This is a genomic window from Streptomyces sp. NPDC048291 (assembly GCF_043201715.1).
In the GTDB taxonomy this organism is placed as follows: Bacteria; Actinomycetota; Actinomycetes; order Streptomycetales; family Streptomycetaceae; genus Streptomyces.
The window spans coordinates 68,642-95,485 of the sequence record NZ_JBICZC010000012.1; the positions used below are offsets into that span (position 1 = coordinate 68,642).

Annotated in this window: 19 protein-coding genes and 2 pseudogenes; 12 read left to right on the forward strand and 9 right to left on the reverse strand. The window is 73.0% G+C overall.

What is annotated here, in order from left to right:
* Positions 1 to 7 precede the first annotated feature (7 nt).
* The 3 genes from ACGF5O_RS31015 to ACGF5O_RS31025 form a co-directional block, all read right to left on the reverse strand.
* Positions 8 to 1,264 carry a hypothetical protein gene (locus tag ACGF5O_RS31015; RefSeq protein WP_393813189.1) on the reverse strand — a complete coding sequence of 419 codons (1,257 nt, stop codon included), beginning with the start codon at positions 1,262 to 1,264 and terminating at the stop codon, positions 8 to 10.
* A gap of 192 nt (positions 1,265 to 1,456) precedes the next feature.
* Positions 1,457 to 2,173 (reverse strand): DUF4232 domain-containing protein, encoded by a 717-nt coding sequence (locus ACGF5O_RS31020; protein ID WP_393813190.1) that lies wholly within the window; start codon positions 2,171 to 2,173, stop codon positions 1,457 to 1,459.
* Positions 2,174 to 2,301: 128 nt separating this feature from the next.
* The gene (locus tag ACGF5O_RS31025; RefSeq protein WP_393813191.1) at positions 2,302 to 3,708 is read right to left on the reverse strand and encodes a serine/threonine-protein kinase; all 1,407 of its coding nucleotides are present in this window, start codon (positions 3,706 to 3,708) and stop codon (positions 2,302 to 2,304) included.
* A 46-nt stretch (positions 3,709 to 3,754) separates the two neighbouring features.
* Here ACGF5O_RS31025 and ACGF5O_RS31030 point away from each other — a divergent pair, with 46 nt between their 5' ends.
* From ACGF5O_RS31030 to helR, 3 genes and pseudogenes are all read left to right on the forward strand, one after another.
* A complete protein-coding gene (locus tag ACGF5O_RS31030; protein ID WP_393813192.1) occupies positions 3,755 to 4,303 on the forward strand; it encodes an RNA polymerase sigma factor in 549 nt (182 codons plus the stop codon).
* Between the two features lie 181 nt (positions 4,304 to 4,484).
* Positions 4,485 to 5,686, forward strand: a pseudogene (locus tag ACGF5O_RS31035) (glycosyltransferase).
* Positions 5,687 to 6,145: 459 nt separating this feature from the next.
* A complete protein-coding gene (gene helR, locus ACGF5O_RS31040) occupies positions 6,146 to 8,317 on the forward strand; it encodes an RNA polymerase recycling motor ATPase HelR (RefSeq protein WP_393813193.1) in 2,172 nt (723 codons plus the stop codon).
* A gap of 120 nt (positions 8,318 to 8,437) precedes the next feature.
* On the opposite strand, the gene ACGF5O_RS31045 is transcribed toward helR, so the two are convergent.
* On the reverse strand, positions 8,438 to 8,881 hold the full coding sequence (locus tag ACGF5O_RS31045) for a cupin domain-containing protein (protein WP_393813194.1): 444 nt from the start codon (positions 8,879 to 8,881) through the stop codon (positions 8,438 to 8,440).
* 107 nt (positions 8,882 to 8,988) lie between these two features.
* Positions 8,989 to 10,476 carry a PucR family transcriptional regulator gene (locus ACGF5O_RS31050; protein WP_393813195.1) on the reverse strand — a complete coding sequence of 496 codons (1,488 nt, stop codon included), beginning with the start codon at positions 10,474 to 10,476 and terminating at the stop codon, positions 8,989 to 8,991.
* A gap of 152 nt (positions 10,477 to 10,628) precedes the next feature.
* On the opposite strand from ACGF5O_RS31050, the gene speB reads away from it, so the two are divergent.
* From speB to ACGF5O_RS31070, 4 genes are read left to right on the forward strand one after another with little or no spacing between them, the layout of a single operon-like run.
* Complete coding sequence (gene speB / locus ACGF5O_RS31055; RefSeq protein WP_393813196.1) at positions 10,629 to 11,597, forward strand: agmatinase; 969 nt, start codon at positions 10,629 to 10,631, stop codon at positions 11,595 to 11,597.
* On the forward strand, positions 11,594 to 13,162 hold the full coding sequence (locus ACGF5O_RS31060; protein WP_393813197.1) for a purine-cytosine permease family protein: 1,569 nt from the start codon (positions 11,594 to 11,596) through the stop codon (positions 13,160 to 13,162). The genes speB and ACGF5O_RS31060 overlap by 4 nt, the downstream gene beginning before the upstream one ends.
* Before the next feature lie 5 nt (positions 13,163 to 13,167).
* The gene (locus ACGF5O_RS31065; RefSeq protein ID WP_393813198.1) at positions 13,168 to 13,821 is read left to right on the forward strand and encodes a cyclase family protein; all 654 of its coding nucleotides are present in this window, start codon (positions 13,168 to 13,170) and stop codon (positions 13,819 to 13,821) included.
* Positions 13,818 to 14,213, forward strand: a complete 396-nt coding sequence (locus tag ACGF5O_RS31070) for a YybH family protein (RefSeq protein WP_393813199.1) — start codon at positions 13,818 to 13,820, stop codon at positions 14,211 to 14,213. The genes ACGF5O_RS31065 and ACGF5O_RS31070 overlap by 4 nt, the downstream gene beginning before the upstream one ends.
* Before the next feature lie 97 nt (positions 14,214 to 14,310).
* On the opposite strand, the gene ACGF5O_RS31075 is transcribed toward ACGF5O_RS31070, so the two are convergent.
* The gene (locus ACGF5O_RS31075; RefSeq protein ID WP_393813200.1) at positions 14,311 to 16,695 is read right to left on the reverse strand and encodes a SpoIIE family protein phosphatase; all 2,385 of its coding nucleotides are present in this window, start codon (positions 16,693 to 16,695) and stop codon (positions 14,311 to 14,313) included.
* Positions 16,696 to 16,967: 272 nt separating this feature from the next.
* On the opposite strand from ACGF5O_RS31075, the pseudogene ACGF5O_RS31080 reads away from it, so the two are divergent.
* From ACGF5O_RS31080 to ACGF5O_RS31095, 4 genes and pseudogenes are all read left to right on the forward strand, one after another.
* Positions 16,968 to 20,069 (forward strand): annotated as a pseudogene (locus tag ACGF5O_RS31080) (glycoside hydrolase family 2 TIM barrel-domain containing protein).
* 122 nt (positions 20,070 to 20,191) lie between these two features.
* Entirely contained in the window at positions 20,192 to 20,434 is a 243-nt protein-coding gene (locus ACGF5O_RS31085; RefSeq protein ID WP_351486516.1) for a hypothetical protein, read from the forward strand.
* Between the two features lie 3 nt (positions 20,435 to 20,437).
* On the forward strand, positions 20,438 to 20,815 hold the full coding sequence (locus ACGF5O_RS31090; RefSeq protein WP_293991433.1) for a toxin Doc: 378 nt from the start codon (positions 20,438 to 20,440) through the stop codon (positions 20,813 to 20,815).
* 475 nt (positions 20,816 to 21,290) lie between these two features.
* Positions 21,291 to 22,931: an RICIN domain-containing protein gene (locus ACGF5O_RS31095; RefSeq protein ID WP_393813201.1), complete on the forward strand. Its 1,641-nt coding sequence runs from the start codon at positions 21,291 to 21,293 to the stop codon at positions 22,929 to 22,931.
* Positions 22,932 to 23,021: 90 nt separating this feature from the next.
* On the opposite strand, the gene ACGF5O_RS31100 is transcribed toward ACGF5O_RS31095, so the two are convergent.
* Positions 23,022 to 23,546 carry a hypothetical protein gene (locus ACGF5O_RS31100; protein ID WP_393813202.1) on the reverse strand — a complete coding sequence of 175 codons (525 nt, stop codon included), beginning with the start codon at positions 23,544 to 23,546 and terminating at the stop codon, positions 23,022 to 23,024.
* Positions 23,547 to 23,869: 323 nt separating this feature from the next.
* Between ACGF5O_RS31100 and ACGF5O_RS31105 the strand changes: the two genes are divergently transcribed.
* Positions 23,870 to 24,292 carry a subtilase-type protease inhibitor gene (locus ACGF5O_RS31105; RefSeq protein WP_362595404.1) on the forward strand — a complete coding sequence of 141 codons (423 nt, stop codon included), beginning with the start codon at positions 23,870 to 23,872 and terminating at the stop codon, positions 24,290 to 24,292.
* A 135-nt stretch (positions 24,293 to 24,427) separates the two neighbouring features.
* On the opposite strand, the gene ACGF5O_RS31110 is transcribed toward ACGF5O_RS31105, so the two are convergent.
* Together ACGF5O_RS31110 and ACGF5O_RS31115 are read right to left on the reverse strand one after the other, a co-directional pair.
* Positions 24,428 to 24,811: an STAS domain-containing protein gene (locus ACGF5O_RS31110; protein WP_393813203.1), complete on the reverse strand. Its 384-nt coding sequence runs from the start codon at positions 24,809 to 24,811 to the stop codon at positions 24,428 to 24,430.
* A gap of 255 nt (positions 24,812 to 25,066) precedes the next feature.
* Complete coding sequence (locus ACGF5O_RS31115; protein WP_393813204.1) at positions 25,067 to 26,569, reverse strand: MFS transporter; 1,503 nt, start codon at positions 26,567 to 26,569, stop codon at positions 25,067 to 25,069.
* Positions 26,570 to 26,844: the final 275 nt, after the last annotated feature.

Sequence of the window (26,844 nt, forward strand, 5' to 3'; positions counted from 1 at the left end):
GACCCGGTTACGAGGACGGAGTACCCGCCGCGCCCAGGAACTCCCCCCAGCCGCCGGTCGGCTCCTGGCCCGGGTTCAGCGTGCGCAGCGTCCGCAGTACCGCCTGGTCCTGCGCCTCCAGCCATGCCACCAGCTGCTTGAACGACACGAAGCGGACGTCGTCGTGCTCGGCCATCCTGCCGATCGCCTCCTCGACGGCGTCCATGTAGATGCCGCCGTTCCAGCGCTCGAAGTGGTTGCCGATGAAGAACGGCGCCCGGTTGGTGGAGTAGGCCCGCTCGAACCCGGCCAGGTAGCTGTCGCGGGCCTGGGTGCGCCAGGCGTCGTACTGGGCCTTGTCGCCCAGCGGGTTGCCGGCCGACTGGTTGTACATCATGTTGTAGTCCATCGACAGGACCTGGAAGGAGTGCCCGGGGAACGGTATGGACTGCAGGGGGAAGTCCCAGATGCGGTTGCCCTGCACCTTGCCCGGCCAGATCTGCAGGCCGCCGGGGGAGGAGGCGTCGTACTTCCAGCCGAGCGCGGCGGCGGTGGGCAGCAGGTTGGCCTGGCCCTCCAGGCACGGGGTGCGGCCCCCGATCAGCTCCTTGCGGTAGTCGAAGGGCAGCGGCTCCAGGTCGGTGAAGCCGGTGTTCGTCTTCCACTTGGTGACGAAGTCCATGGCCTGGTCGATCTCGCTGCGCCACTCGGCGGAGGACCAGTTGCGCACGCCGTCGGAGCCGCAGAAGTGGCCGTTGAAGTGGGTGCCGATCTCGTGGCCCTCCAGCCAGGCGGCCCGCACCTGCTGGAGCGTGTTGTGGATGTGCCGGTCCGAGAGGTAGCCGATCGCGGAGGCGCCGACCGCGTGCTGCGGCGGGTGGTAGAGGTCCTTCTTGGACTCGGGCAGCGTGTAGATGCCGGAGAGGAAGAACGTCATCTTCGCGCCGTGGTCCGCGGCCACCTTGCGGAAGCGGGAGAACAGCCTGTTGCTGAGCTCGCCCGCGCCGTCCCAGGAGAACACCACGAACTGCGGCGGCTTGCTGCCCGGCGCCATCCGCGTCGCCTTCGGCTGGTGCGGCTGCGCGCCGGTGTCGGCGGTGGAGCCGTCCCCGATGAGCTTCAGCGGCTTCGCCGACGCGCTGCCGGCGGCGCCGCTTCCCTTGCCGCCGTCGGCCGAACCGCTGCCGTCCAGCGTCCAGTTGCCGTTCGAACATGCGGACAGGGCGCCCAGGGCCCCCGCCGTCGCGCCCGCCGTCAGCACCCGCCTGCGAGAGATGCCGCTCATGTCCGTCCCCGATTCCGTCGTCCAGGCCCCTCGTGGAGCCCCGTTGCTGTGTGGTCGACGGGTTCGATGGGCGGTCCGGCGGAAAAGATCGGCGCCGGCCGCGCGTGTTGCACTCCTGTGACACTCGTGGCCCGGACATGACGAACCCCGCCGCCCGGGGGAGTGGGCAGCGGGGTCCGGGTCGGGGGACGGTCAGGCGCCGCTACCGGCGCTGAACACGCCCAGACGCACCGAGGACGCGTTCCCGGAGACCGGGACCGCGCCGTTCTTCCAGGTGACCTTCAGCGAGTCCTTCTCGTCCGGCGGGGTGACGAGCAGGGCGGCCGGCGTGGCCGTCTTGGCGCCGCTGATCTCCGGGCTGGAGAAGGTCAGCCCCGCCCAGGCGCTCTGGCCCGGCTTGAGCGTGACCGTCGTGGCGGTGGTGCCGGACTCGCGCTGCGGGTCGGGGCCGAGCTGGGTGCCGGAGGCGTTCACGAAGGCGGCGCCCGGGAAGCCGCGCACGGTGCAGCTGCGGCCCGACTTGTTGGTGAGCACGATCGGGAAGTTCTCCTGACCGGCCCCCGGGTCGTTGCCGCCCACCGAGGCGGTCAGCTCCGAGGTGTGGCAGCGGGCCGAGGCGGCGGCGCTCGTCGTGGTGCCTCCGGTCGACGACCCGCCGCCCGTCGACGAACCGCCCCCTGTCGCCGAGCCGCCGGTCGTCGACGAGGAGCCGGTGCCGGACGGGACGGCCGAGGTTCCCGAGCTGTCCGCGCTCGACGCGTTGCCGGTCGCGGGCGCGGCCGTGCCCGACACCGACTCCGGGGACTTGCCCTGACCGCCGTTGCCGCAGGCGGTCAGCAGGCCCAGGGCGGCGACCGTGCTCGCGAGCAGGGCCGCCCCGCGCCGCGAGGACTGGGACGTGTGCGCCATGTGTCTCACCACTCCTGGATGTGTCGTGGCACGCCCGCGAGGCGTACCGGAGGCGCTCCGTGCGCCGTCACTCCCATCCGATGCGAGAAACGGCGGAAAAGTTCGGGGCCACGCCGGGACTCTCCGACTCAGGTGACCCGAAGGGACCGGAGTATGCCGTCCGTGACGGTCCTGTCGACGGCACCCTTCTGCCGTACCTGCACGTACACCTGGGGCTGGTCGTCCCCGCCGGCCGGGCGCAGGGCCGCCTCCTGGATCGAGCCGCCCGCGCCGGAGCACCCGCTCCAGCTGCGGACCCGGCCCTTCCATTCGGTGCCGGTGAAGGCACGGCTGCCGTCGTAGTGGCAGCCCGAGTGGGAGAGGGCGTTCACCTTGGCGGTGACGTCCCCGTGCTCGCTCACGCCGATGAACACGCCGTTCACGGCGGTCGTCAGGTCCTGCCACTCGGACACGTCGTCGGCGACCTCAAGACCCGGCTCGTGCCCGGAGGCCAGCCCCAGGGCCTGCGGGTTCCAGCCGGAGTTCCGCAGCTCGCCCGCCCACCCGGACGGCACCTCGGCCACCACCCGCCCGGTGGAGTCGGCGACCCGCGTCTCGTCCCCCGCCGACCCGTTCCGGTCGACCATCGTGACCGCGAGAGCCGTGCCGCCGGCCGCGAGGACCGCGGCGACGGTCAGCGTGACCGCGTTGAGCCGCCTGCGGACACCGTCCAGACGCCGGGGCCGGCGCGCCCGCAGGCCGGCCGCGGCCGTCGCCAGCCGGTCCAGCTCGTCCGCGAAGGCCTGCGCCGACGGCCAGCGCCGCTGCCGGTCCGGCTCCAGGGCCCGCATCAGCGCCCGCTGCACGTCCTCCCCGAGGTCCGGCCGCAGCCGCTCGGGCCGTACGACCTGCCCGGGCGCCGCCGGCACCGTCCCGGTGACCAGCTCGTAGCCCACCGCGCCCAGCGCGTAGACGTCGGCGCGGGCGTCGATGCCCTCGCCCGGCTGGGCCTGCTCCGGCGGCTGGTACCCCGCCGAACCGGCGGCCAGGGTCAGCCCCGACGCCTGCGCCAGGCTCTTCGCCAGCCCCAGGTCGGCCAGGAGCACCCGCCGGGTGCCGTCCTGCGCGGTGCGCAGCAGCACGTTGGTCGGCTTGATGTCCCGGTGCACGATCCCCGCCCCGTGCAGGTCCGCCGCGCCGCGTGCCGCCAGCGCGGTCAGCCGCAGCGCGTCGGGGATCGGGAGCGGGCCGCCGCCGAGCAGGTCGGCGAGGGTACCCGCGTCGGCGTACTCCATCACGAAGTACGGCCGCCCGTCGGGGAGTTCGCCGATGTCGTAGACCTGCACCACGCGCTTGGAGTCGGCCCGCCGCAGCAGCCGCGCCTCGGACAGGAAGCGGTCGTGGACGTCGAGGCGGTGCGACCAGTTGTCGGCGAGCACCTTCACCGCGACCGAGGCGTCCAGCTGGTCGTCGTGGGCGAGCCAGACCGTCCCGAAGGCACCGGTGCCCAGGCGCTGTTCGAGGCGATAGCGGCCGATCCGCTCCAGGGGTTGCATACGACTATCATGCCTGTCCTGAGATCGACTTCGAGGGGGACCTCCCGTGCCGGACGCCGCGCTGACCGAAGACCTCGCCCGGCGGGCCGCCGCCGGCGACCAGGCGGCCCTGAACCAGCTGCTCTCCGAGGTCTGGCCGGACGTCGTACGGCGCTGCGGACGGTTCCTGCCGTGCCGGGAGGACGCCGAGGAGGCGGCCCAGGACGTGCTGCTGCAGATCTCCCGGAAGATCTCCACGTTCGAGGGCCGCAGCCGCTTCAGCACCTGGCTGTACACGGTCGTCGCCAACTGCTCCCGGCAGAAGTACCGGGACCTGAAGCGGCGGGCGGCGGAGCAGCCGGCGACCATCGAACCCGCCGAGCACGTCGACCCGCGCACGACGAGTGTGATCGCCGGGTCCCGCATCGATCTGCTGGAGGCGCTGGACCGGCTGGAGCGGGAGCACCCGCAGCTGGTCGCGCCGCTCGTCTACCGGGACATCTGCCAGCTGGACTACGCCGAGGTCGCCGAACGGGTGGGGATCCCGCTGGGCACCCTGAAGTCCCGGCTGCACGAGGCCCGCAAGCAGGTCCGGCCCTGGCTGAGCGCGCCCTGACAGCAGAAAGGGCCGCGCATCGGCGACCCGGAAGAAACACAGCTGGGAACCACAGGGTGAGGAGTTCTTCTCCTCTCCCTTCTTAACGTATAGCGCACCGGGGGGCTTGCGGCAAGGCCCCCCTGGTCCCGCAGAATCGCAGGCCGAAGCCAGGAACCGCGGTATTTGGGGGATGTGCGACATGCGTGTGCTGTTGATGGGATATGGGTCGCGCGGCGACGTCGAGCCGCTGGCGGGACTCGCGGTGGCGCTGCGGGAGCTCGGTGCCGAGGCCCGGGTGTGTGCCCCGCCGGACGAGGAGTTCGCGGAGCTGCTGGCCCGTGCGGGCGTGCCGCACGTGCCGTTCGGGCCCTCGGTGCGCGCGCTGGTGACCCGGCCGAACCCGACCCCGGAGGACCCGTTCAAGCTCGCGCCCGAGCTGGTGGCCGCGCACTTCGAGACGGTCGGACCGGCGGCCGAGGGATGCGACGTGCTGGTGGCGAGCGGCCTGATGCCGGCCGGCGCGCGGTCGGTGGCCGAGAAGCTGGGCATCCGCTACGTGCTGGCCTGCTTCCACCCGTTCGGGCTGCCGTCCTCGCGGTTCCCGCCCGCGGGCCGGCCGGGCCGCCCGGCCCCGGCCGACGCCGACCTGCCGACGCTGTGGAAGGTGGACGCCGAGCGGGTGAACGCCCTGTACGGGGCGGCGCTCAACACCCACCGGGCCGCGCTCGGTCTGCCCCCGGTGGACAACGTCCGCGACCACGTCTTCACCGACCGGCCGTGGCTGGCGGCCGACCCGGGGCTGGCCCCGTGGCAGGAGATGACGGATCTCGACCTCGTGCAGACCGGCGCGTGGCTGCTGTCGGACGCCCGCCCGCTGCCGGCCGACCTGCTGGCGTTCCTTGAGGCCGGCGCACCGCCGGTGTACGTCGGCTTCGGCAGCATGGCCATGCGCGGCGCGCCGGACGCCGCCCGGGTGGCCGTCGAGGCGGTACGGGCCCGGGGCCGCCGCGTGCTGATCGGCAGCGGCTGGGCCGACCTCGCCCCGGCCGACGGCGACGAGGACTGCTTCGCCGTCGGCGAGGTCAACCACCAGGCGCTGTTCCGCCGGGTCGCCGCCGTGGTCCACCACGGAGGCGCGGGCACCACGACGACGGCCGCCGTGGCGGGGGTGCCCCAGGTGGTCGTCCCGCAGTTCGTGGACCAGCGCACTGGGCCGCCCGGGTGGCCGCCCTCGGCATCGGCGCGGCCCACGACGGCCCGGTCCCGGCCGTCGACTCGCTCTCGGCCGCGCTCGCCACCGCCCTCACCCCCGACACCCGCGCCCGTGCGGCGGCCGTGGCCGGCACGATGCGCACCGACGGAGCCACCGTGGCCGCGCGGCTGCTCCTCGACGGCGCCTGAGCCACCCCGCACACGGCCACCGCGGCGCCCGCGCGAGGCGCCCGCCGCGCGGCGCACGTCGGTGCGACCCCGCCGCCCGACGGACGCCGGTGGGACCCCGCCGCCCGACGGATGCCGGTGCGACCCCGACGCGTGGACGCGACCAGCCACGACGGTCCCGCGGTCGGATATGCACCGCAGCCCGCAGCCCGCAGCCCGCAGCCCGCAGCCCGCAGCCCGCAGCCCGCAACGCGCCACGAGCCCTCGCAACCCGCCACGCGCACTCGCACTCGCACGCGCCAAGCACACTCGCCACCCGCACCCGCACCCGCACCCGCACCCGCAACGCCCCTTGGACGACGGTCGCCGTCCCCGCCCCTCACCCCGCCCCCCTGTTCCCCCCTGTTCCCCCCCCGTCCCTTCGGACGCCCCGCCGTGCACGTGTCTGCGGCCGCACGGCCTCCCCACGGAGCTGATGCTGTGAACCCCCTGACCACCAGCGCCTTCGACCTGCCCGAGCGGCTCGCGGCCAAGGCCGACCCCGCCCTGATCGCCGCCGACGAGCGGCACCTGGCCGCCGTCGCCGAATGCCTCGCACAGACCATCGCCGAGCTGTCCGACCGCCTCGACGCCGAGCTCAGGGCGCCGGGCGGCACCGGCCGGGCCGCGATGGACCGGGACATCGAGGTCCACCGGCTGACCGGACGGCTGCGCACCCTGCGCCGCTTCGGCCTGGACCTGTGTCTGGGGCGGATCGTCGCCGCCGACGACCCGGAGCCCGTGTACATCGGCCGTCTCGGCCTCACCGACAGCACCGGCCGCCGCCTGCTGATCGACTGGCGGTCGCCCGCCGCCGAGCCGTTCTTCGCGGCGACCCACGCCGACCCGGCGGGCCTGCGCAGCAGACGCCGGTACCGCTGGACGGACGGCCGGATCAGCGACTACTGGGACGAGGTGTTCACCGCCGACGGGCTCGACGGGCACGCCGCGCTCGACGACCAGTCCGCGTTCATCGCCAGCCTGGGCGCCGACCGCTCGGAGCGGATGCGGGACGTGCTCGCCACCATCCAGGCCGACCAGGACGCCATCATCCGCGCGGGATCCCGTGGCGCCCTCGTCGTCGACGGCGGCCCGGGCACCGGCAAGACGGTCGTCGCCCTGCACCGCACCGCCCACCTCCTGTACTCCGACCCGCGGCTCGGCCACCGCCGCGGCGGGGTGCTGTTCGTCGGCCCGCACCGGCCCTACCTGAACTACGTCTCCGACGTCCTGCCGAGCCTCGGCGAGGAGGGCGTGCAGACCTGCCTGCTGCGGGACCTCGTCGACGAGGGGGCCTCCGCCGCCGTCGAGGCCGACCCGGAGGTGGCCCGGCTGAAGTCGACCGCGGACATGGTGCGGGCGATCGAGACGGCCGTCCGGTTCTACGAGGAACCCCCGGCCCGGGGGACGACGGTCAGCACCGACTGGGGCGACCTGCGGCTGACCGCCGACGACTGGGCCGACGCGTTCCGGGCGCCGGCTCCCGGCACCCCGCACAACGAGGCACGCGACCAGATCTGGGAGGAACTGGCCACCATCCTGCTGGACCGGCACCGCGGCGACGACGTGGCGCCCGAGGAGTTCCGCAGGTCGCTGCAGCGGGACCGGGACCTGGTCGACACCCTCGACCGCGCCTGGCCGCTGCTGGAGCCGACCGACCTGGTCGGCGACCTCTGGACGGTGCCCGCCTACCTGCGGCTGTGCGCCCCCTGGCTCGGCCGCGACGACGTGCGCAGGCTCCAGCGCGCCGACGCCCGGGCCTGGACGGTCTCCGACCTGCCGCTCCTGGACGCGGCCCGGCAGCGGCTCGGCGACCCGGAGGTGTCCCGGCGCCGCCGGCGGCAGGAGGCCGTGCTCGCCGCCCAGCGCGAGCGCATGACCCAGGTCGTCGACAACCTGATCGGGGCCGTCCGGGACTCCGGCGCCGACGGCGACGAAGGCGAGGGACTGGTGATCATGCTCCGTGGCGAGGACGCCAAGGTCAGCCTCGTCGACGAGTCCGAACTGACCGTCCTCGCCCCCGACCTGCTGGCCGGCCCGTTCGCGCACATCGTCGTCGACGAGGCCCAGGAACTCACCGACGCGGAGTGGCAGATGCTGCTGCTGCGCTGCCCGTCCCGGAGCTTCACCATCGTCGGGGACCGCGCCCAGGCACGGCACGGGTTCACCGAGAGCTGGCGGGAACGGCTGGCACGGGCCGGGTTCGACCGGATCGAGCAGGCCTCGCTCAGCATCAACTACCGCACCCCGGAGGAGGTCATGGCGGAGGCCGAACCGGTCATCCGGGCGGTGCTCCCGGACGCGAACGTGCCGACCTCGATCCGCGGCAGCGGCCTGCCCGTCGTGCACGGATCCGTGTCGGAACTGGACGGGATCCTCGGCGACTGGCTCGCCGCGCACACCGAGGGCGTCGCCTGCGTGATCGGCGCCCCCGGCTTCACCCCGCCGCCCCGGGTCAGCTCGCTCACCCCGGAACTGTCGAAGGGGCTCGAATTCGACCTCGTCGTCCTCGTCGACCCGGAGGAGTTCGGCACGGGCGTGACGGGCGGTGTCGACCGCTACGTGGCGATGACCCGCGCGACCCGGCAACTGGTGGTCCTGAGGGGCGACTGAGCGGGTTCGGCAGCGCCCCGAAAGGGGCGCGGGGAACTGCGCGACCAGCCACGACGGCGCCGCGGCCGACCCACGGCACGGCACTTCCCGCGGAGCGTTCGGGGAGGGGCGGCACCGAGGTCAGCGGGCGGGCCGGGGAGCGCGCAGATGGGCGCGCTGCCGCAGTTCCCCGGCCTCGACCAGTTCGAGCATCGGCTTGCCCGGCGCGCACATCATGGTGACCACGAACTCGGTCCTGGCGTCGGCGAGGGCGTTGCCGTCCTGGTAGTGGATGACGTCGCCGCCCGGCTCCCAGAACGTGCCGCCGGCCTCGACGATCCGCTCGGGCTCGCCCTCCAGCTCGAAGCGGACCGCGCCCTTGACGACGTACCCGAACGCCGGGCCGCTGTGGCGGTGCGGCGGGGTGCCGGGATCGCCGGCTTCCCACTCGACGTGGATGGTCATCGCGGACGCGCCCTCGGGGATGCTGATCGGGGAGGCGTCCTGGAGCACCTTCACCGCCCGGGTCCAGCTCGGGCCGTCCGGGTCGCCGCCGGGATGAGCGGGCTGTGGGTTCTCCGACACCGAGCCGTCCTTTCGTGTCCGGTTCCGAGCTTGATCGACTGTACGTCGGGCGGGCTCGCGGCCGTTGCCTTCGCGATCGGCAGGCGGTGACGTGTCGCGGGCGCCCGCTACGGCCCCGCGACCGCCACGCCCAGCTCGGTCGCCGCCCGCACGGCGAACCAGACCTCGGTGAAGGCGGCGGTCGTCGACAGGTCCCGGCCGGTGACCTCGCCGAAGCGGCGCAGCCGGTAGGCGAGGGTGTTCGGGTGGACGTGCAGGGCCGCGGCGGCGTCCTCGGTGCGGCGGTCGCGCTCCATCCAGGTGCGGACGGAGACCAGCAGCTGCGACCCGTGCGCCCGGTCGTAGCGCAGGGCCTCGCCGAGGACCTGCTCGACGAGGGCGGCCAGCAGCCGGCGGTCCTCGGGCAGCCAGCGGCCGGTGGCGTCCTCGCCGTAGTGGAGGAGCGGCTTGCCCGCCTCCTCGGCGCGTCCCGCCGCCCATTCCGCCTCCTGCTGGGCGACCCGCAGCGGCTCGCCGACGGCGAACGGGCGGCTCACCCCGCACACCGTGCCGGGCAGCTCGGCCAGGGCCTCGGTGAAGCCGGGTTCGGCCAGGACCAGCCGGTCCTCGCCGCGGCGCAGGGTGAGATGCGGGTGGCCGGACAGGGCGCCGTCCAGCTGCTCGTCCTGGCTGCGCCGGAGCACCGCCAGGACGACCGGCCGCTGCGTGTCCAGGCCGTGGTGGGCCAGCCGGCGCTGCGCGCCGGCCGGGTCGAGGGTGTCCTGGAGCAGCTCGGCGAGGGTCTCCGCGCCCTCCCGGCGCAGCACCTCGCGTTCCTGGCGCACCATCGCGAGCCGCAGCGCGGCGACGGTGGCCAGGTGCTGGACGACGGCCAGCCCCGCTGGGCGGGCGCCGGCCTGCTCCAGCGCGACCAGGTAGCCGGCCGCGCCGCCGGGCCCGAGGACGGGGAGCACGAAGCCGCCGGGCACCGTCGGCGGGGCGTCCGGGTCGGCCGGGAGCACCGAGGGGTCCTCCGGCGCCGGGACGCCGGGCAGCAGCGGGCGGCCCTGCGGGGTGCACAGGAAGATGCGGTAGCCGCTGAGCTGCTCCAGGCGGTCGAAGAGCGCGGGGATGTCCAGGTTCTCCTCGGCCATCCAGCGCAGCGCGCCGAAGACCTGGAGCTGGGCGCCGAGCCGTTCCGCGGACTTCTCGCTGACCGCGGCGGCGACCTCCTGCGCGATCGTGACGAAGGGCACCGTGAGCGGCACCTCGAGGACCGGGAAGCCGCGCTCCTCGGCCGCGGCGAGGAAGGCCTGCCGCAGCGGCGGGGTCCGCAGCTGGGTGCTGAGCACCAGCGCCGCGACGCCCGCGTCGTCGAGCCGCTCCAGATACCGCCGCTGCGCCTCGCCGCCGCGCGGCACGGCGAGGCCCACGGTCATCAGGACCTCCGAACCCTGGAGCCAGGGGGTGGGGTCCTCCAGCTCGCTGACGTGCGCCCACGAGACCGTACGGCCCAGGCCGCTGCCGCCCGCGAGCAGGCGCATCTGCAACGCCGGGAAGGACAGCAGGTCGCCGACGGTCAGGACGGAACGAGGCGTGGCTTTGTGGTCGGGCACAAGACAACTGTAGTTCTTCGTTCCGTCAACAATTGACCTCGCCGTCCGGCCGTCCGCACACTGGGGCATCCCCCCGTTACCGGAACCATCAGCTCCGGTCCAGGGTCCGCCCACCCGGCGGTGTACGCCCAGGCTCGACAGGAAGGTTCCCCATGACGACCGAGCCCCGTGGACCCGTGGACTCCTCCCGGATCCCCCGCTACGCGGGACCCGCGACCTTCGCCCGGCTGCCGCGTCTCGACGAGGTGCCCCGCGCGGACGTCGCCGTCGTCGGCGTGCCCTTCGACACCGGTGTCTCCTACCGCCCCGGGGCCCGGTTCGCCCCGGCCGCGGTGCGTGAGGCGTCCCGGCTGCTGCGCCCGTACAACCCGGCGCTGGACGTCTCCCCGTTCGCGTCGGCCCAGGTCGTCGACGCCGGGGACATCCCGGTGAACCCCTTCGACATCAACGAGGCGATCGAGACCGTCCAGGGCGAGGCCTCCCGCCTCCAGGCGGACGGCACGAAGCTGGTCACCATCGGCGGCGACCACACCATCGCGCTGCCGCTGCTGCGCGCGGTCGCCGAGCGGCACGGCCCGGTCGCCGTGCTCCACTTCGACGCGCACCTCGACACCTGGGACACCTACTTCGGCGCCGAGTACACCCACGGCACCCCGTTCCGCCGCGCCGTCGAGGAGGGCATCGTCGACACCGAGGCGCTCAGCCACGTCGGCACCCGCGGCCCGCTGTACGGCAAGCGCGACCTGGAGGAGGACCGCCGGCTCGGCTTCGGCATCGTCACCTCCGCCGACGTGCTGCGCCGCGGCGTCGACGAGACCGTGGACGCGCTGCGGCAGCGCATCGGCGACCGGCCGCTGTACGTCTCCGTCGACATCGACGTCCTCGACCCCGCACACGCCCCCGGCACCGGTACCCCGGAAGCCGGCGGCATGACCTCGCGTGAGCTGCTGGAGATCCTGCGCGGCCTCGCCGGGCTCAACCTCGTCGGCGGCGACGTCGTCGAGGTCGCCCCCGCCTACGACCACGCCGACATCACCTCGTTCGCCGCGTCCCACGTGGCCTACGACCTGATCAGCCTCTTGACCCTGGACTCCGCAGTCCACCGCGAGGAGCAGCCATGACCACCAGCCCCCAAGCGGAGCAGCACGACGCCCCGTCGCTGACCGAGATCGAGACCTACGGCGTCGAGCGCATCCCGGACGCCGACCGCACCGCCCGGCCCCTCGACCTGTTCCGGGTCGCCTTCGGCGGCGCGAACACCTTCGCCACCTGCGTCCTCGGCGCCTTCCCGATCCTGTTCGGGCTCTCCTTCTGGCAGGGCCTGGCCGCCACCGGCCTCGGGCTCGCCGTCGGCGCGCTGATCCTCGCGCCGCTGGCCCTGTTCGGGCCGCTCAACGGCACCAGCAACTCGGTGTCCTCCTCCGCCCACCTGGGCGTGCACGGCCGGGTCGTCGGCTCCTTCCTCTCCCTGCTGACCGCGATCGCCTTCTTCTCCATCTCCGTGTGGTCCTCCGGCGACGCCCTGGTCGGCGGCGCCCACCGGATGTTCCACCTGCCGACGAACGACGGCGTGTACGCGCTGGCGTACGGCCTGTTCGCGGCACTGGTCCTGACGGTGTGCATCTACGGCTTCCGGTTCATGCTCTTCGTGAACAAGATCGCGGTGGCCGCGGCCTCCCTGCTGTTCGTGCTCGGCGCGTTCGCGTTCGGCGGCGACTTCGACGCCGGCTACCAGGGCAGCTTCCACTCGCTGAGCACCCCCGGCTTCTGGCCCGCGTTCATCGGCTCCGCGCTGATCGTGCTCTCCAACCCGGTCTCGTTCGGTGCCTTCCTCGGCGACTGGGCCCGCTACATCCCCGCCGACACCCCGCGCCGCCGGGTCATGGGCGCGGCCTTCCTCTCCCAGATCGCGACGATCCTGCCGTTCTTCTTCGGCCTGGCGACCGCCTCGATCATCGCCGCGAAGGCCGGGAACTTCCTCGACCCGAACGCCCCGGACTACGTCGGCGGCCTGCTTGCGATCTCGCCCTCCTGGTACTTCCTGCCGGTCTGCCTGCTCGCCCTGATCGGCGGCATGTCCACCGGTACCACCTCGCTCTACGGCACCGGTCTCGACTTCGCCAGCGTCTTCCCCCGGTTCAGCCGGGTGCAGGCCACCGTGTTCATCGGCGTGCTGTCGATCTGCTTCATCTTCGTCGGCCGGTTCGCCGCCAACCTGACCCAGTCCATCTCCACCTTCGCGACGCTGATCATCGTCTGCACCGCGCCGTGGATGATCATCATGACCCTGGGCTTCCTCACCCGCCGCGGCTGGTACGACCCCGACTCGCTCCAGGTCTTCAACCGCCGGCAGCGGGGCGGCCGCTACTGGTTCACGCACGGCTGGAACTGGCGCGGCATGGCCGCCTGGCTGGCCTCCGCCCTGCTCGCGGTCCAGTTCGTCAACCTCCCCGGCCAGTTCGTCGGCGCCCTGGGCGACCTCGCGGGCGGTGTGGACATCTCGCTGCCGGTCGGCCTGGGCCTCGCCGCGATCCTCTACCTGGCCCTGCTGTGGTTCTTCCCCGAGCCCCGCGCCGTCTTCGGCCCCGAAGGACCGCGGCTGGTGCGCGCCGTCGACACCCCGGTGCCGCCGATCACCGCCGCCGACGGCGCCCCCGTCGCGACCCCCGAGCCCGCGGAGGTGTGAGCGCGATGCGCCTGATCGACCTGTCCGTGCCGCTGCGCACCGGCATGCCGGTGTACCCCGGCGACCCGGAGGTGGAGATCCGGCCCGCGCTCACCGCGGCCCGGGACGGTGTCAACGTCCTTCAGGTGCACATGGGTTCGCAGTCCGGCACGCACGTGGACGCCCCCTCCCACATCGAGGACGGCCTGCCCACGCTCGACCAGCTGCCGCTGGACCGGTTCGACGGCCCCGCCCACGTCGTCGACGCCCGGGGCCTCGCGCCCCGGGCGGCCATCGGGACGGACCTGCTCGCCCGTGTGCCGGCCGACCGGATCGTCCTCATCGCCACCGGCTGGTCGGCGCACTGGGGCACCGGCGCCTACCACGACCACCCCTACCTGACCGAGGCGGCGGCCGCGCTCCTCGTCGCCCGCGGCGTGCACACCGTCGGCATCGACGCCCTCAGCGTCGACCCGACCCCCGGCGAGACCCTCCCCGCCCACCGCATCCTGTGCGGCGCCGACGCCGTCATCGCCGAGAACCTCACCAACCTCGCCGAGGTCCTCGAAGCCCAGCACAGCGGCCACGACATCCACGTCAGCCTCTTCCCCCTGCACCTGCCCGGCGCGGACGGCGCACCCGTCCGCGCCGTGGCCCGTATCTCGGAGCCGAAGCCTTGAGCAACGACCACGACACCGCCCTCGCCGCCGCGGACGCCCTGATCGCCGCCTTCGCCGAGGGCCGCACCGACGACTACTTCGCCGCCTTCGCGCCCGACGCCACCTTCGTCTTCCACACCACCGGCCGGCGCCTGGACTCCACCGAGGAGTACCGCGCCCTGTGGCGGAAGTGGAGCGAGGAGGACGCCTTCCGCGTCCTGTCCTGCGACTCGGCCGACCGCCGCCTCCAGCTCCTCGGCGACACCGCCGTCTTCACCCACTCGGTGACCACCCGCGTCTCCACCACGGCCGGCGAGGAGGTCCTCCACGAACGCGAGACCATCGTCCTCCACCGCACCGACGGCGACGACTGGCCGGCGGTCCACGAGCACCTGTCCGCGGCGCCCGAATAAAGTCTGCGGTTCCGCAACGCGCCCCGTAAGGGGCGCGGGGAACTGCGCGACCAGCCACGACGGCGCCGCACCCGACCGACGAGGACACGCGGCACCCTCATCGGTCATCCTCCTCGAAGAGGGAGAGCTCGGCCCAGATCGTCTTGCCCTCCCCGGTATGCCGGGTACCCCACCGCTCGGTCAGCTGAGCCACCAGCAGCAGCCCGCGCCCGCCCTCGTCCCAGGTCTTGGCCCGGCGCAGATGCGGAGCCGTGTGGCTGGTGTCGGAGACCTCGCAGATCAGCGTGGTCGTGTCGTGGATCAGCCGGAGCCCGATGGGGTGGGCGCCGTACCGGATCGCGTTGGTGACCAGCTCGCTGACCACCAGCTCGGCCGTGAAGGCGGCCATGCTCAGGTTCCACACGTCGAGCTGCTCGACGACCTGCTTGCGGATCGGCGCGACCAGCGCGGGGTCGGCGGGCACGTCCCAGGAGGCCACCCGGGTCGGCGGCAGGCCCTGGGTGCGGGCCAGCAGCAGGGCCACGTCGTCGGCCGCGCCGCCCGCCGGCAGCAGGGCGTGCAGAATCCTGTCGCAGGTCTCGTCCAGGGAGTCGCTGTACGCCGCCAGCGCCTCGTGCAGGAGCCGGCGGCCGGTGTCCGGGTCGCGGTGCCGGGAGGTGATCAGCCCGTCCGTGAACATCGCGAGCACCGTGCCCTCGTCCAGCGTCACCTCGGCCGACTCGAACGGCAGCCCGCCCAGGCCCAGCGGGGGACCGGCCGGCAGGTCCAGCGGGCTCGGACGCCGGCCCGGACGCAGCAGGACGGGCGGCGGGTGCCCGGCGCGGGCCAGCGTGCAGCGCCGCGACACCGGGTCGTAGACGGCGTACAGGCAGGTCGCGCCGACCTCGCCGGGGCTGCCCTCGCCGCCCTGCTCGGCCGAGAGCCGGAGCACCAGGTCGTCGAGGTGGGTGAGCAGCTCGTCCGGGGCCAGGTCGATGTCGGCCAGGGTGCGTACGGCGGTCCGCAGCCGGCCCATGGTCGCCGAGGCCTGCACGCCGTGGCCGACGACGTCCCCGACGACCATGGCGACCCGCAGCCCGGACAGCGGGATGACGTCGAACCAGTCGCCGCCCACCCCGGCCCGCGCCGCCGGCAGGTAGCGGGAGGCGGCCTGCAGGGCGGCGGTGCGCGGCAGCGTCCTGGGCAGCAGGCTGCGCTGCAGGGCCAGGGCGGTCTCGCGCTCGCGCGAGTAGCGGCGGGCGTTGTCGATGCAGACCGCGGCCCGCGCCGTGATCTCCTCGGCGAGCAGGACGTCGTCCGGGCCGAACGGGTCGGGCCGCCGGTGCCGCCGGAACACCGCGACCCCGAGGGTGGTGCCGCGGGCCTGGATCGGCACGGACATCGAGGAGTGCACGCCGAACTCGCGCGCCCGCTCCCCGCGGCGCTTGTTCCAGGACAGCCACTCGTCCAGCTCGCCGGCGGAGACCGAGGCCACGATCGTGTGCCCCGCGGTCAGCGAGTCGGCCTGCGGTGAGGAGGCCGGGTAGACCTCGGTCTGCCCGGGCTTGAGGACCGCCTCGGGGACGCCGGGGAGCACGGACTGGTGTGCGATGCGGCGCAGGGTGACCGGCGCGTCCAGCCGGGCCGGGAGGTCGCCGCCGTGCTCCGGCGGGTCCAGCAGGTCGACGGTGACGAGGTCGGCGAGGGCCGGGATGCAGACGTCCGCCAGCTCCTGGGCCGTACGGATGACGTCGAGGGTGCTGCCGATCCGTACGCTCGCCGCGTTGACCAGCTGGAGCCGCTCCCTGGCCAGGTAGTTCTCGGTGAAGTCGTGGGCGGCCAGGCTCACCCCCCACACCCGCCCGGCGGCGTCGGTGACCGGCGCCATCCGGGCCAGCCAGGCGTGCGCGCTGTCCTCGCCGCCGGTCCGCATGTACGTCTGCACGTCCAGCGGCAGGCCGGAGGCCAGCACCCGGAGCATGTCCCGCTCCAGGTCCCCGCTCTCCGGCTTGCCGCCGATCTCGGTGACCCTGAGCCCCTGGACCCGCTCCTCGGGCAACCCGATGACCTGGGCCATCGCGTCGTTCATCCGGCGCAGCCTGAGCTGGTCGTCGTAGACCGCGATGGCGCACGGTGACTGCGTCAGCGCGGCCGTCGCCAGCGGATCGTCCGGGGTGCGCGGTCCGCCGCCGTCCAGCGGGGAGACCACCAGCCAGTGGCCGGGTCGCTCCTGGTGCGCCGGGGTGTGGTGGGCGAGCAGCCAGACAGGGACCGTACGGCCGTCCCGGTGGCGGAGTCCGACGGTGCCGTCCCAGCGGCCGCCGGCGGGCGCGCGGGGTGACTCGTCCCCGGCGAGCAGCAGGGCCGCGGGCCGGCCCACCACCTCGTCCGCCGGGTGGCCGAGGAGCCGCCGCGCGCCCTCGCTCCACTCGGTCAGCGTGCCGTCCTCGCCGATGACAGCCCGGGCCGTCGCCGCATCGTCGAAGGGATAGACCCGGCTCATCTCGCCACTCCCAAGCGCACACTCACAGTCAACAGGTGCACCACTCGTGTTCAGGGTAGTGCTTCGGACCCGCTCGCGACCGGCAAGCGGTGATGGCCGGTCGGTCGGGTCCGGGTCCTGTCCGGGGTGCCGAACGAGGACCGGGCGGCGGGACGAAAGGGGTGGGCGGAGGCGTCCCGACCCTTGACGGGCACAAGTGTCACCCCGTCAGAATCTGTTTGTTCGCGATCAGTTGTGAGTAGTTCTGGGCCCTGATGAGGGAGAGCCGTACCATGACGGTCACACGCAGATCGGTTCTGGCAGCCGCCACGGCAGCCCCGACGGCCGGCGCCCTGCTGGGCGCCCCGGGCGCCTGGGCGGCACCCTAAGCGGATACGTTCTCGCAGGTCACCGGCGGCCGCACGGTCGCCCTGCGGGACGGCTGGCGGTTCGCGCTGGTCAACCCGGGCGGGATCACCGACCCGACCGGCGCCTACGCGGACGCCGCCGACCCCGGGTACGACGACTCGGCCTGGCGGCAGGTCGCCGTACCGCACGACTGGAGCATCGAGCAGACCCCCACCACCGACCACGGCACCACCAGCGGCACCGGATTCTTCCCGGGCGGCCTCGGCTGGTACCGGCTCGCCTTCACCCTGCCGCCCGGCTACGCCGGCAAACGGATCTCGGTGGAGTTCGACGGCGTCTACATGGACTCCTACGTCTACTGCAACGGCACCCAGGTGGGCCGTCACCCCTACGGCTACACCGGCTTCGCCCTCGACCTCACCGACCTGCTGCACACCGACGGCAGCACCGAGAACGTGCTCGCGGTCAGGGTGCAGAACCAGCTGCCCAGCAGCCGCTGGTACTCGGGCAGCGGCATCTACCGCGAGGCCCGCCTGGTGGTGACCGACCCGGTGCACGTGGCGCGCTGGGGGACGTACGTCACCACCCCCGACATCACCGCCGAGCGGGCCGTGGTGCGGGTGCGCACGGCCGTCGTCGACGAGTCCGGCACCGGCGCGGACGTGACGGTCCTGTCCCGGATCGCCGGCCCGGACGGGCGCACGGTCGCCCGCACGTCCTCCACGGTCACCGTCACCGGCCCCGGCGGGACCACCGCGACCCACGAACTGACCGTCCGGAGACCGAAGCTGTGGGACATCGAGGCCCCGCACCGCTACACCCTGCACACCGAACTCCGGGTCGGCGGCACCACCACCGACACCCACCGCACGGTCTTCGGCATCCGCAGCTACCGCTTCGACCCCGACGAGGGCTTCTCCCTCAACGGCGTCCCCACCAAGATCAAGGGCGTCGACCTCCACCACGACCAGGGCGCCCTCGGCGCGGCGATCAGCGCCGACGCGGTGCGCAGACAGATGACGATCATGAAGTCGATGGGCGTCAACGCCTTCCGCACCTCGCACAACCCGCCCTCTCCGCAGATGATCGAGGTCTGCGAGGAGCTGGGCATCGTGATGATGGTGGAGGCGTTCGACTGCTGGAAGACCGGCAAGACCCGGTACGACTACGGCCGGTTCTTCGACGAGTGGTGCGAGGCCGACGCCACCGAGATGGTGCTCGCCGCCCGCAACTCGCCCGCCGTCGTCCTGTGGTCCATCGGCAACGAGATCCCCGACTCCACCTCCACCGCCGGCCTCGCCATGGCCGACCGGATCATCGCCGCGATCCGGGCCGCCGACGACACCCGCCCCCTGGTGATCGGCTCCGACAAGTACCGCGGTGTGCCGAAGGCGGGCTCCGCCGCAGACCTGATGCTGGCCAAGCTCGACGGGCTCGGCCTCAACTACAACACCGCCAGGTCCGTGGACGCGCTGCACGCGGCCTACCCGCACCTGTTCCTCTTCGAGTCCGAGTCCTCCTCGGAGACCTCGACCCGCGGCACGTACCAGGAGCCGGAACACCTGAACACCGGGGAGAACCACACCCCCGGGCGCCGGGCGACCTCGTCGTACGACAACAACCTCGCCTCCTGGACGATGAGCGGCGAGTACGGCCACAAGAAGGACCGGGACCGGAAGTGGTTCGCGGGCCAGTTCCTGTGGTCGGGCATCGACTACATCGGCGAGCCGACGCCGTACGACGTGTTCCCGGTGAAGTCGTCCTTCTTCGGCGCGGTCGACACGGCCGGGTTCCCGAAGGACATGTACCACCTCTTCCGCAGCCAGTGGGTGAGCGAGCCGATGGTGCACCTGCTGCCGATGAGCTGGAACCACGAGGAGGGGGAGACGGTCGAGGTGTGGGCGTACGCGAACGTGCCCTCCGTCGAGCTGTTCCTGAACGGAACGTCCCTGGGGGTAAGGGAGTTCGACACCAAGACGACCACCGACGGCCGCATCTACCTGGAGACCACCGAGGCCACCGGCGACGACAAGACCTTCACCACCGGCCCCTACCCGGGCAGTTACACCAGCCCCAACGGCAGCGCGGGCAAACTGCATCTGACCTGGGAAGTGCCCTACCGTCCCGGCGAGTTGAAGGCGGTGGCCCGGCGCGACGGAAAGGTGGTCGCGACCGACGTCCTGCGCACCGCCGGCGCCCCGCACGCCGTCCGGCTCACCCCCGACCGCACCGCCCTGGCCGCCGACGGGCGTTCGCTGGTCTTCGTCACCGCCGAGATCGTCGACGCGCACGGCGTGGTCGTACCCGACGCCGAGCACCTCGTCTCCTTCGCCGTGACCGGCGGTTCGCTCGCCGGGCTCGACAACGGCCGGGAGGAGAGCGCCGAGCGCTACCAGGCCAGCACCCGCACCGCCTTCCACGGCAAGGCTCTCGCCGTCGTCCGCTCCGGAACGAAGCCCGGCAGCCTCAGGGTGACCGCCCGGGTGGACGGCCTGCACCGGGACACCGTCACCGTGCACACCACCCCCGCCCGCACCGCGGCGACCACCCCCGCCCCCGACTTCGGCCCGGACCACCCCTCCCCGCCGGACTACCCGCACGCGGACGCCGGTTACTCCGGCCGTCCGGACACCCTCCCGGCCGCCATGCTCGACGGCGACCCGGCCACCGGCTGGTCCAACGCCTTCGCCAAGTCGGCCACCGCCCTGCTCCCCGCGTTCGGCGGCGCCCGGACCGCGGACTGGGTGTCCGTCGACCACGGGCGCACCCGCACCTACGACCGGGTCGACGTCTCCTTCACCGTGGACGCCACTCATGCCCTCCCCGCCGCGGTCGAGGTGGCCGTCTGGGACGGCACGGCGTACCGGGCGGTGCGGGACACGGCGGTGGACTGGGCGACGGCCTCGGACACCCCGACCGTCATCACGTTCACCGCGGTACGCGGCTCCCGGATCCGGCTCACCCTGACCAGCGCCCACCCGGGACAGACCTCGGGCGCGGTACGGATCAGCCGCCTCGACATCTGAGGCGGCCGAGGCGGCGGGCGGTCCTTGCGGGCCGCCCGCGAGGGGCCCCGCGGGTACCGTGGCGAGTCGCTCTTGACCTGCGGGTATTTACGGTGGAGTACCCGAGCGGTACCGTGAAGGGCATGCCAGCTCTCAACGTGGAGTTCAGCGACCGCGAACTTGAGGACCTCAGGCAGATAGCCAAGGAGCGCGGTACGTCGATGAAGGCCCTCGTCCGTGAGGCGGCCGCCGCCGACATCGCCCGCCACCGGGCCCTGCAGGAAGGGGCGGAGGAGTTCCGCCGTTTCTTCGCGGCCCATGCCGCCGAGTTCGCCGCCGCGTTCCCGGACGACGAACAGCCGCCCGCGAAGGGCGAGGCCGCCTGACCCATGCCGCCGGTCATCCACATCGACGTGCCCTGGCTGCTCCAGCGCCATGAGGAAGTCATGCCGGAGCAGCCCACCATCAACGACTTCTCCGCGCTGGTCGCCGCCGTCGCCCGGCACCGGGTCGACCCGCCGCGGCTCGGCGTGGACTCCGACGCGGCGTGGCGGGCCGCGGCCCTGCTGCACACCCTCGCCCTGCTCAAGCCGCTGCCCTCGGCCAACGCCCGGTTCGCCTGCGCGACCGCCGTGGCCTACATGTACGTGAGCGATGTCGGCATCGACCCGCCCTACGGCGCCCTGGTCGACCTCGCCCGCGACCTGATGAGCGGCAAGGCCGACGTCTACGCGGCGGCGGACCGGCTCCGTTCCTGGCAGCTCTGACACCGCCCGGACGCGCAGGCAGAGCCGCCCCCGCGGCCCTCGGGGCCGCCGGCCGAGGGCGGGAGGAACGGGGCCGGCGGCCTGTTTCGCGCGGAAGTGCCGCCGTTCCGCGCGGGGCCTCGTGAGGAGGGCCGGTCATCAGTGGACCACCCGTGCGGGCGGGCCGGGACCGTGCGCACGGGGCCGGTGCGGGCGCACGGTTCACACGGGGTGCGCGGAATGTGAATGCGGCCATGAAGGGGCAATAGCCACCGGCGTCTTTCTGACTTTCTGTCAATGCTGTCGATGTTGTTCAGGCGCCTTGTTGCTTGTGTGAGACTTGTGCGAGGGTGAATACCCGCACGGGGTAATGGCCTGGTCCAATTCGGCAGTTGAGGAACGCGACCGACACCGTACCGACACCGTGGCGGCGAATTCCCGCCCTCCGAAGGCGCACCGAAGAGGTACGCACCACCGCACCAAAGGAATCCGCTCCGTGCCCACCCCCCACCCGCCTCGCCCTTCCTATCCGCCGCCGGGCGGTGGTGCGGGGGAGTCCGACGAGTCCCTCGCCGCCCCGCTGCGAGCCGGATCGGACATCGAGGCCTCCCGGTCCGCCGCGCTGCTCATGGCCCGGCACTGGCGGCCCGTCCAGGAGTACGCGGTCATCTGCCTGGCCGCCTCCGGGCCCGTCGCGCACATGGTGGCCGCCGCCGCCTTCCACCAGGTCCTCGACCGGGTGGCGCTCGGCGAGACGGCCGACGCGATCCGGCCGCGCCTGCTGGTCTCCGTCCGCGACACGGTCGCCAACTGGGCCGTGGAGGACCGAATAGCGGAGGTTCTTCCGGACCTCGGGAAACCCGCCGGCGGTCGCGGTATGCGCGCCGCGAAGTCGATGACCCCGGAAAACCGCACCCTGGCGGAGCGTTCATTCCTGGGCCTTCCGGTGCTCGCCCAGAGCCTGCTCTGGCATGTCGAGGTGGAGGCCGAACCCATAACCGTACCCGCCGGTCTGTTGGGCATGGACACGGCAACCGCGTCGGCGGCTCTCGAAGACGCCCGGGAGAAATTCCGCGAGGGCTGTGTCCGCGCCCACCGGGAACTCGCGCCGTCCCAGGAGTGCCGTTACTACAACCGCCTGCTGGACGTGCCGATCCGCCGCGGCGGCGCCCTGCTGCCGGACGTACAGGCGCATCTGGCGGAGTGCCCGTACTGCAGGGCCGCCGCCGAGCAACTCGGCCATGTCGAGGGCGGACTGGGCGTGCTGCTGGTCGAGGCGGTGCTCGGCTGGGGGGCCCGCCGGTACCTCGACACGCGCCCGGGGCGCAAGGGCAGCGTGGACGTTCCCCTCACCCGCGCCGCCGCCCGGCGCGCCGGAGGCGGAGGCGGCCGTCGGCGCGCGGCGGCCCGGACCCGGCTCCTCGCCCGCATCCCCGTGTCGGTGCGCCGCCCGCCCGGCTCCTGGTCGTCGAAGACGCTGCTCACCAGTGTCGGCGTGGCCGGCGCGGGACTGCTCGCCTCCGTCCTCGCCGTCAGCACGCTGTCCGGCGGCGGCGACGGCAGCGACGCCGTCGCCACCGCGGGCCTGGTACCGGGCGACTCAGAGCCCGAGACCACCCCCACGCCCACCTCTGGCACGGCCGGGCTGCCCGCCGCCGACCACACGACCCGGCTGCGCAACGCCGCCGCCCAGCTCTGCCTGGACATCAACGGCGAGCCGAAGGCCGGGGCGAGCGTCGTGCTCGCGGTGTGCTCCACGGCCTCGACGCAGCAGTGGACCTACGAGAGCGACGGCGAACTGCGCAGCGCGGCCGGCCGGGACCTGTGCCTGGACTCGCACGCGGACGCCGGGGTGGTCATCCTCGGCGACTGTGCGGAGGAGGGCGCCGAGCGCGGCAAGGACGTGCGCTACGACCTCACCGTGCAGGGCGAGTTGCTGCCCCGCTGGGACGAGACCCTCGCCCTCTCGACGGGCGGGGTGGACCCCGGCTCCGACATCGTGGTCAAGGTCCGCGACCACACCAGCGGGCAGCACTGGCTGACCGACGCCCCGGCCCCCTCGCAGAGCCGCGGGTCGCTCTCCATCGCCGGGAGCGGGGCGCCTTCGGCGCAGCCGGCGGAACTGGCCGGTCACTAGGCGCTCCGCGGGGAGGGCCGCAACGCGCCGTGGTTCGTCCGCGGCGCCGTCGTGGCTGGTCGCGCGGTTCCCCGCGCCCCTTCGGCGCGCTCAGTCGGTGTCCGGGCCCTGGGCCCGGACACGTTCCACGTGTTCCAGGGAGTCGCGGAGTTCGGTCAGCCAGTCGTCGGTGTGGCGCTGGACCAGCCGTACGCACCAGGCCAGTGCCTCGCTGCGGCTGCGTGCCACACCGCCGGCGATCAGGGTGTCCAGCACCTCGCGCTCGGGCTGGCGCAGCCGGGTCATCACCGGGGCGGCCACATGCGTGAACAGCGCCCGCTGTCCGGCACACTCCACGCCCCAGGAGATCTTGCGCCGGAACTGGTGCTCGGCCTCCCGGGCCACGGCCATCCGGGTCTCCCGGGTGCGCTCCCGGAACTCCTGTACACGGCCCTGTACGGCCGCCTCCCGCTCGGCGTCCGACACGTCGTCCGCCAGCCTGGGGCCGGGGATGCGTCCGATGACGGTGACCTCCTCGCGGTCGACCGTCACCTCGACCAGTTCCTCGAAGAGATCGTCCGGCAGGCGGCCGGCGAACCAGCCGCGGAGCTTGTCCCGCTGCTCTTGAGTAATCATGTAATGACGATTACTCCGTTGCAGCACAAAGGCAAGGGCTTGCCGGGAAGTCCGCCGACAGCGGAAGCGGAATGTTTCAGGACGATTAACGAGGCGGCGAGATCAGGCCATCTGGCCGCTTCGGGCGATCAAGAACCGCTCCGTTGAGCGGTCGACGCGTTCGAATTCCGTGACTTCACGCCACTGATTCAATACGCAAGGTTACTGAAACCTGTGGGTTCGATGTGTGTTTCGGCGGCGGACTCGGCAGAGTGGCGCCCGCCGCCCCGGCACCCACCGGGCCGAGGGCGGCACCCGTCGAATCGAGCGGAAGGATGCACACAATGCGAACCACCGCGCGCTGGGCAGCGACCATCGGCCTTACGGCCGCCGCCGTCTGCGGACCCCTGACGGGGGCCGCCGTCGCCGCCCCGAGCTCGCTCTACGCCCCCTCGGCCCTGGTGCTCACCACCGGCCACGGCACAGAAGCGGCCACCGCCACGCCCGAGCGCGCCGTCACCCTGAACTGCGCCCCGAACGCCTCCGGCACCCACCCGGCCGCCACCGAGGCCTGCGCCGAACTGCGCGGCGCCGGCGGCGATCTGAACGCCCTCGCGCCCAGAACCGACGTGTGGTGCACCAAGCTCTACGACCCCGTCGTGGTCACGGTGGAGGGCGTCTGGCAGGGCAAGCGCGTCTCCTACGAGCGGACCTTCGGCAACCAGTGCATGAGGGACGCCTACGGGACGAGCGTCTTCGCCTTCTGAGACCCGGGATCGCACGGTCCTCGTGACTGCCGGACAGGTCCGTAACTGGGGAGTGCGGCCCCTGGAGCGGGGAACCTGCGATCCCGCACCGGGGGGCGGACGGGTGGTGTGGGGCCGCCCGTCCGACCCCCGGCATCACCGCCGCTCCCCGGCGTTCCCGTCCCGGGGAATGCCGGGGAGCGGCGGAAATCGTCCCAGCAGCCCCGAGGCCCGTAACAGCCGCGGAATCCGGGGCCCTTCGCACACCAGCCGCAGTCGCCCGCCCCGCTCCCTGGCCAGCGCCTCGGCCCGGCACAGCACCCGCAGCCCCGAGCAGTCGAGAAAGCCCAGCCGCCGCAGATCGACGAGCACGTCGGGCTCGGCGCCGGCGGCCGCCGCGAGCAGATGCTCGGCGAGCAACTCCCCGGTGGCGATGTCGATCTCGCCGTAGACCTCGACGACGAGGTACGACCCGCTGTGACGGGTGCGCGCACAGGAGTTGGCGGCGGGCAGCCCGGGATCTACGGCTTCCGGCGTCATCTCAGCGCTCCACCTCGCCGGGGCGGATAGGGGACCGGTTGGTACCCGCTGGGAGCCCCTGGCATCCCTGACAAGGGCAGCGCAAGATCAGATTCACTCGACAGGGTGAACTTCTCCGAAGTTGCTTGACCTGGAGCCCCGTTAGGGGCGTGGGGAACTGCGCGACCAGCCACACCGCACCCGCGGACGACAACGGCGAGGGGCCACCGTCTCCCTGCTGACGGCGGCCCCTCATTCTCTGCGGCTCTGCGGAAGCTACATGTGGACGACCGGTGCCGCGTCCGGGTCCTGCTGCGGCACCCCCTTGCGGAACATCACGAAGGCGATGACCGCGCCGACCGCGAACATCCCGGCCGACCACCAGAACGCGGTCGTGTAGCTCTCGATCGTCGCCTGTGCCTGCACCAGCTTGTTGGTGGCGTCCTTCCCGGCCAGGTAGTCCGTCGCCGCGCTCGCCGCGAGCGTGTTGAGCAGCGCCGTACCGATCGAACCGCCCACCTGCTGCATGGCGTTGACCGTCGCCGAGGCGACACCCGCCTCGTCGGCCGTGACCCCGCCCGTGCCCAGCTGCATGGCCGCCGGCATGACCAGGCCCAGGCCGAGGCCGGTGATGATCAGCTGCGGCAGCACCGCGCTGACGTAGCTGGAGCCGACGCCGATGTCGGTCAGCCAGGCCATGCCGACCGCGGAGACCGCGAAGCCCAGCGGGACGACCACCTTCGGACCGAGCCGCGGCACCAGGACCTGGGTGCCGACCTGTGCCGTCACCATCAGACCGGCGATCATCGGCAGGAACGCCACACCGGTCTTCGTCGGGCTGAAGCCGAGGTTCAGCTGCAGGTAGTAGGTGAGGAAGAGGAACACGCCGAACATGCCGCCGGCGGAGATCAGCACGGCGAGGAGCGAGGCCCCCCGGTTGCGGTCCATCAGGACGCCCAGCGGCAGCAGCGGGTACTTGGCCTTGGTCTGCCACCAGGCGAAGGCCGCCAGGAACACGACGCCCGCGACCAGGAAGCCCCAGGTCAGCGGCGAACCCCAGTCGTGCGACTCGGCGTTGGAGAAGCCGTAGACCAGCGAGAACAGACCGGCCGCGACCAGGACCGTACCGGGTACGTCCAGCTTGGCGCTCCCGGCGTCACGGTGGTTGTGCAGCAGCGCCATACCGCCGGCGAAGGCGACGACGGCGATCGCGACGTTCACGTACAGGGTCGAGCGCCAGTCGAACGTGTCGGTGAGGACACCGCCGAGCAGCAGGCCCACCGCGCCGCCGGCGCCGGCGATGGCACCGTAGACACTGAACGCCCGGGCCCGTTCGCGGGCGTCGGTGAACGTGGTGTTGAGCAGCGAGAGTGCGGTCGGGGCGAGCAGCGCGCCGAAGGCGCCCTGCAGGGCGCGCGCGGTGACCAGCATCCCGAAGCCGTTCGCGGCACCGCCCAGCGCGGACACGGCGGCGAAGCCGACGACGCCTATCAGGAAGGCGGTCTTGCGGCCGAACAGGTCGGCGATCCGGCCGCCGAGCAGCAGCAGGGAGGCGAAGCTGAGGGCGTACGCGGTGACGATCCACTGCCGGTTGCCGTCGGAGAACCCGAGGTCGGCCTGGGCGGACGGGAGGGCGATGTTCACGATGGTGGCGTCGAGCACCACCATCAGCTGGGCGACGGCGATGACCGCGAGGATCCACCACCGCTTGGCGGAGGCGACCGGCGGGGCCTCCTCCGTACCGACGTGGACGTCGTCGGTCAAGGTCTTCTCAGACATGCGAGAACCACTCCAGGGAAGTCGTTCGGGATTTACCAAGAAGCCGCTTCGTCGACACGGCAGCTCCAGCTCCGCGAACGAAACGGTTTCGTACACATCGAGACTAGACCACTTTCAGCGAAACGGCAACGTTTCGCTGGGGGCTGGGGGCTGGGGGCTAGGGGCTAGGGGCTAGGGGCTAGGGGCTGGGGGCTAGGGGCTGGGTGCGGGGAGCTGTGCGAACGGCCCCCGCCGGCCGCGAGTGTTCGTACCGCCGCCGCGCTCCCGCTGTATTC

Bases quoted from the DNA above. Each gene is read 5' to 3' on its own strand.
- ACGF5O_RS31015 (WP_393813189.1), bottom strand. From the start codon at position 1,264: ATGAGCGGCATCTCTCGCAGGCGGGTGCTGACGGCGGGCGCGACGGCG.
- ACGF5O_RS31020 (WP_393813190.1), bottom strand. From the start codon at position 2,173: ATGGCGCACACGTCCCAGTCCTCGCGGCGCGGGGCGGCCCTGCTCGCG.
- ACGF5O_RS31025 (WP_393813191.1), bottom strand. From the start codon at position 3,708: ATGCAACCCCTGGAGCGGATCGGCCGCTATCGCCTCGAACAGCGCCTG.
- speB (WP_393813196.1), top strand. From the start codon at position 10,629: ATGACGACCGAGCCCCGTGGACCCGTGGACTCCTCCCGGATCCCCCGC.
- ACGF5O_RS31060 (WP_393813197.1), top strand. From the start codon at position 11,594: ATGACCACCAGCCCCCAAGCGGAGCAGCACGACGCCCCGTCGCTGACC.
- ACGF5O_RS31065 (WP_393813198.1), top strand. From the start codon at position 13,168: ATGCGCCTGATCGACCTGTCCGTGCCGCTGCGCACCGGCATGCCGGTG.
- ACGF5O_RS31075 (WP_393813200.1), bottom strand. From the start codon at position 16,695: ATGAGCCGGGTCTATCCCTTCGACGATGCGGCGACGGCCCGGGCTGTC.
- ACGF5O_RS31085 (WP_351486516.1), top strand. From the start codon at position 20,192: ATGCCAGCTCTCAACGTGGAGTTCAGCGACCGCGAACTTGAGGACCTC.
- ACGF5O_RS31090 (WP_293991433.1), top strand. From the start codon at position 20,438: ATGCCGCCGGTCATCCACATCGACGTGCCCTGGCTGCTCCAGCGCCAT.
- ACGF5O_RS31100 (WP_393813202.1), bottom strand. From the start codon at position 23,546: ATGATTACTCAAGAGCAGCGGGACAAGCTCCGCGGCTGGTTCGCCGGC.
- ACGF5O_RS31105 (WP_362595404.1), top strand. From the start codon at position 23,870: ATGCGAACCACCGCGCGCTGGGCAGCGACCATCGGCCTTACGGCCGCC.
- ACGF5O_RS31110 (WP_393813203.1), bottom strand. From the start codon at position 24,811: ATGACGCCGGAAGCCGTAGATCCCGGGCTGCCCGCCGCCAACTCCTGT.
- ACGF5O_RS31115 (WP_393813204.1), bottom strand. From the start codon at position 26,569: ATGTCTGAGAAGACCTTGACCGACGACGTCCACGTCGGTACGGAGGAG.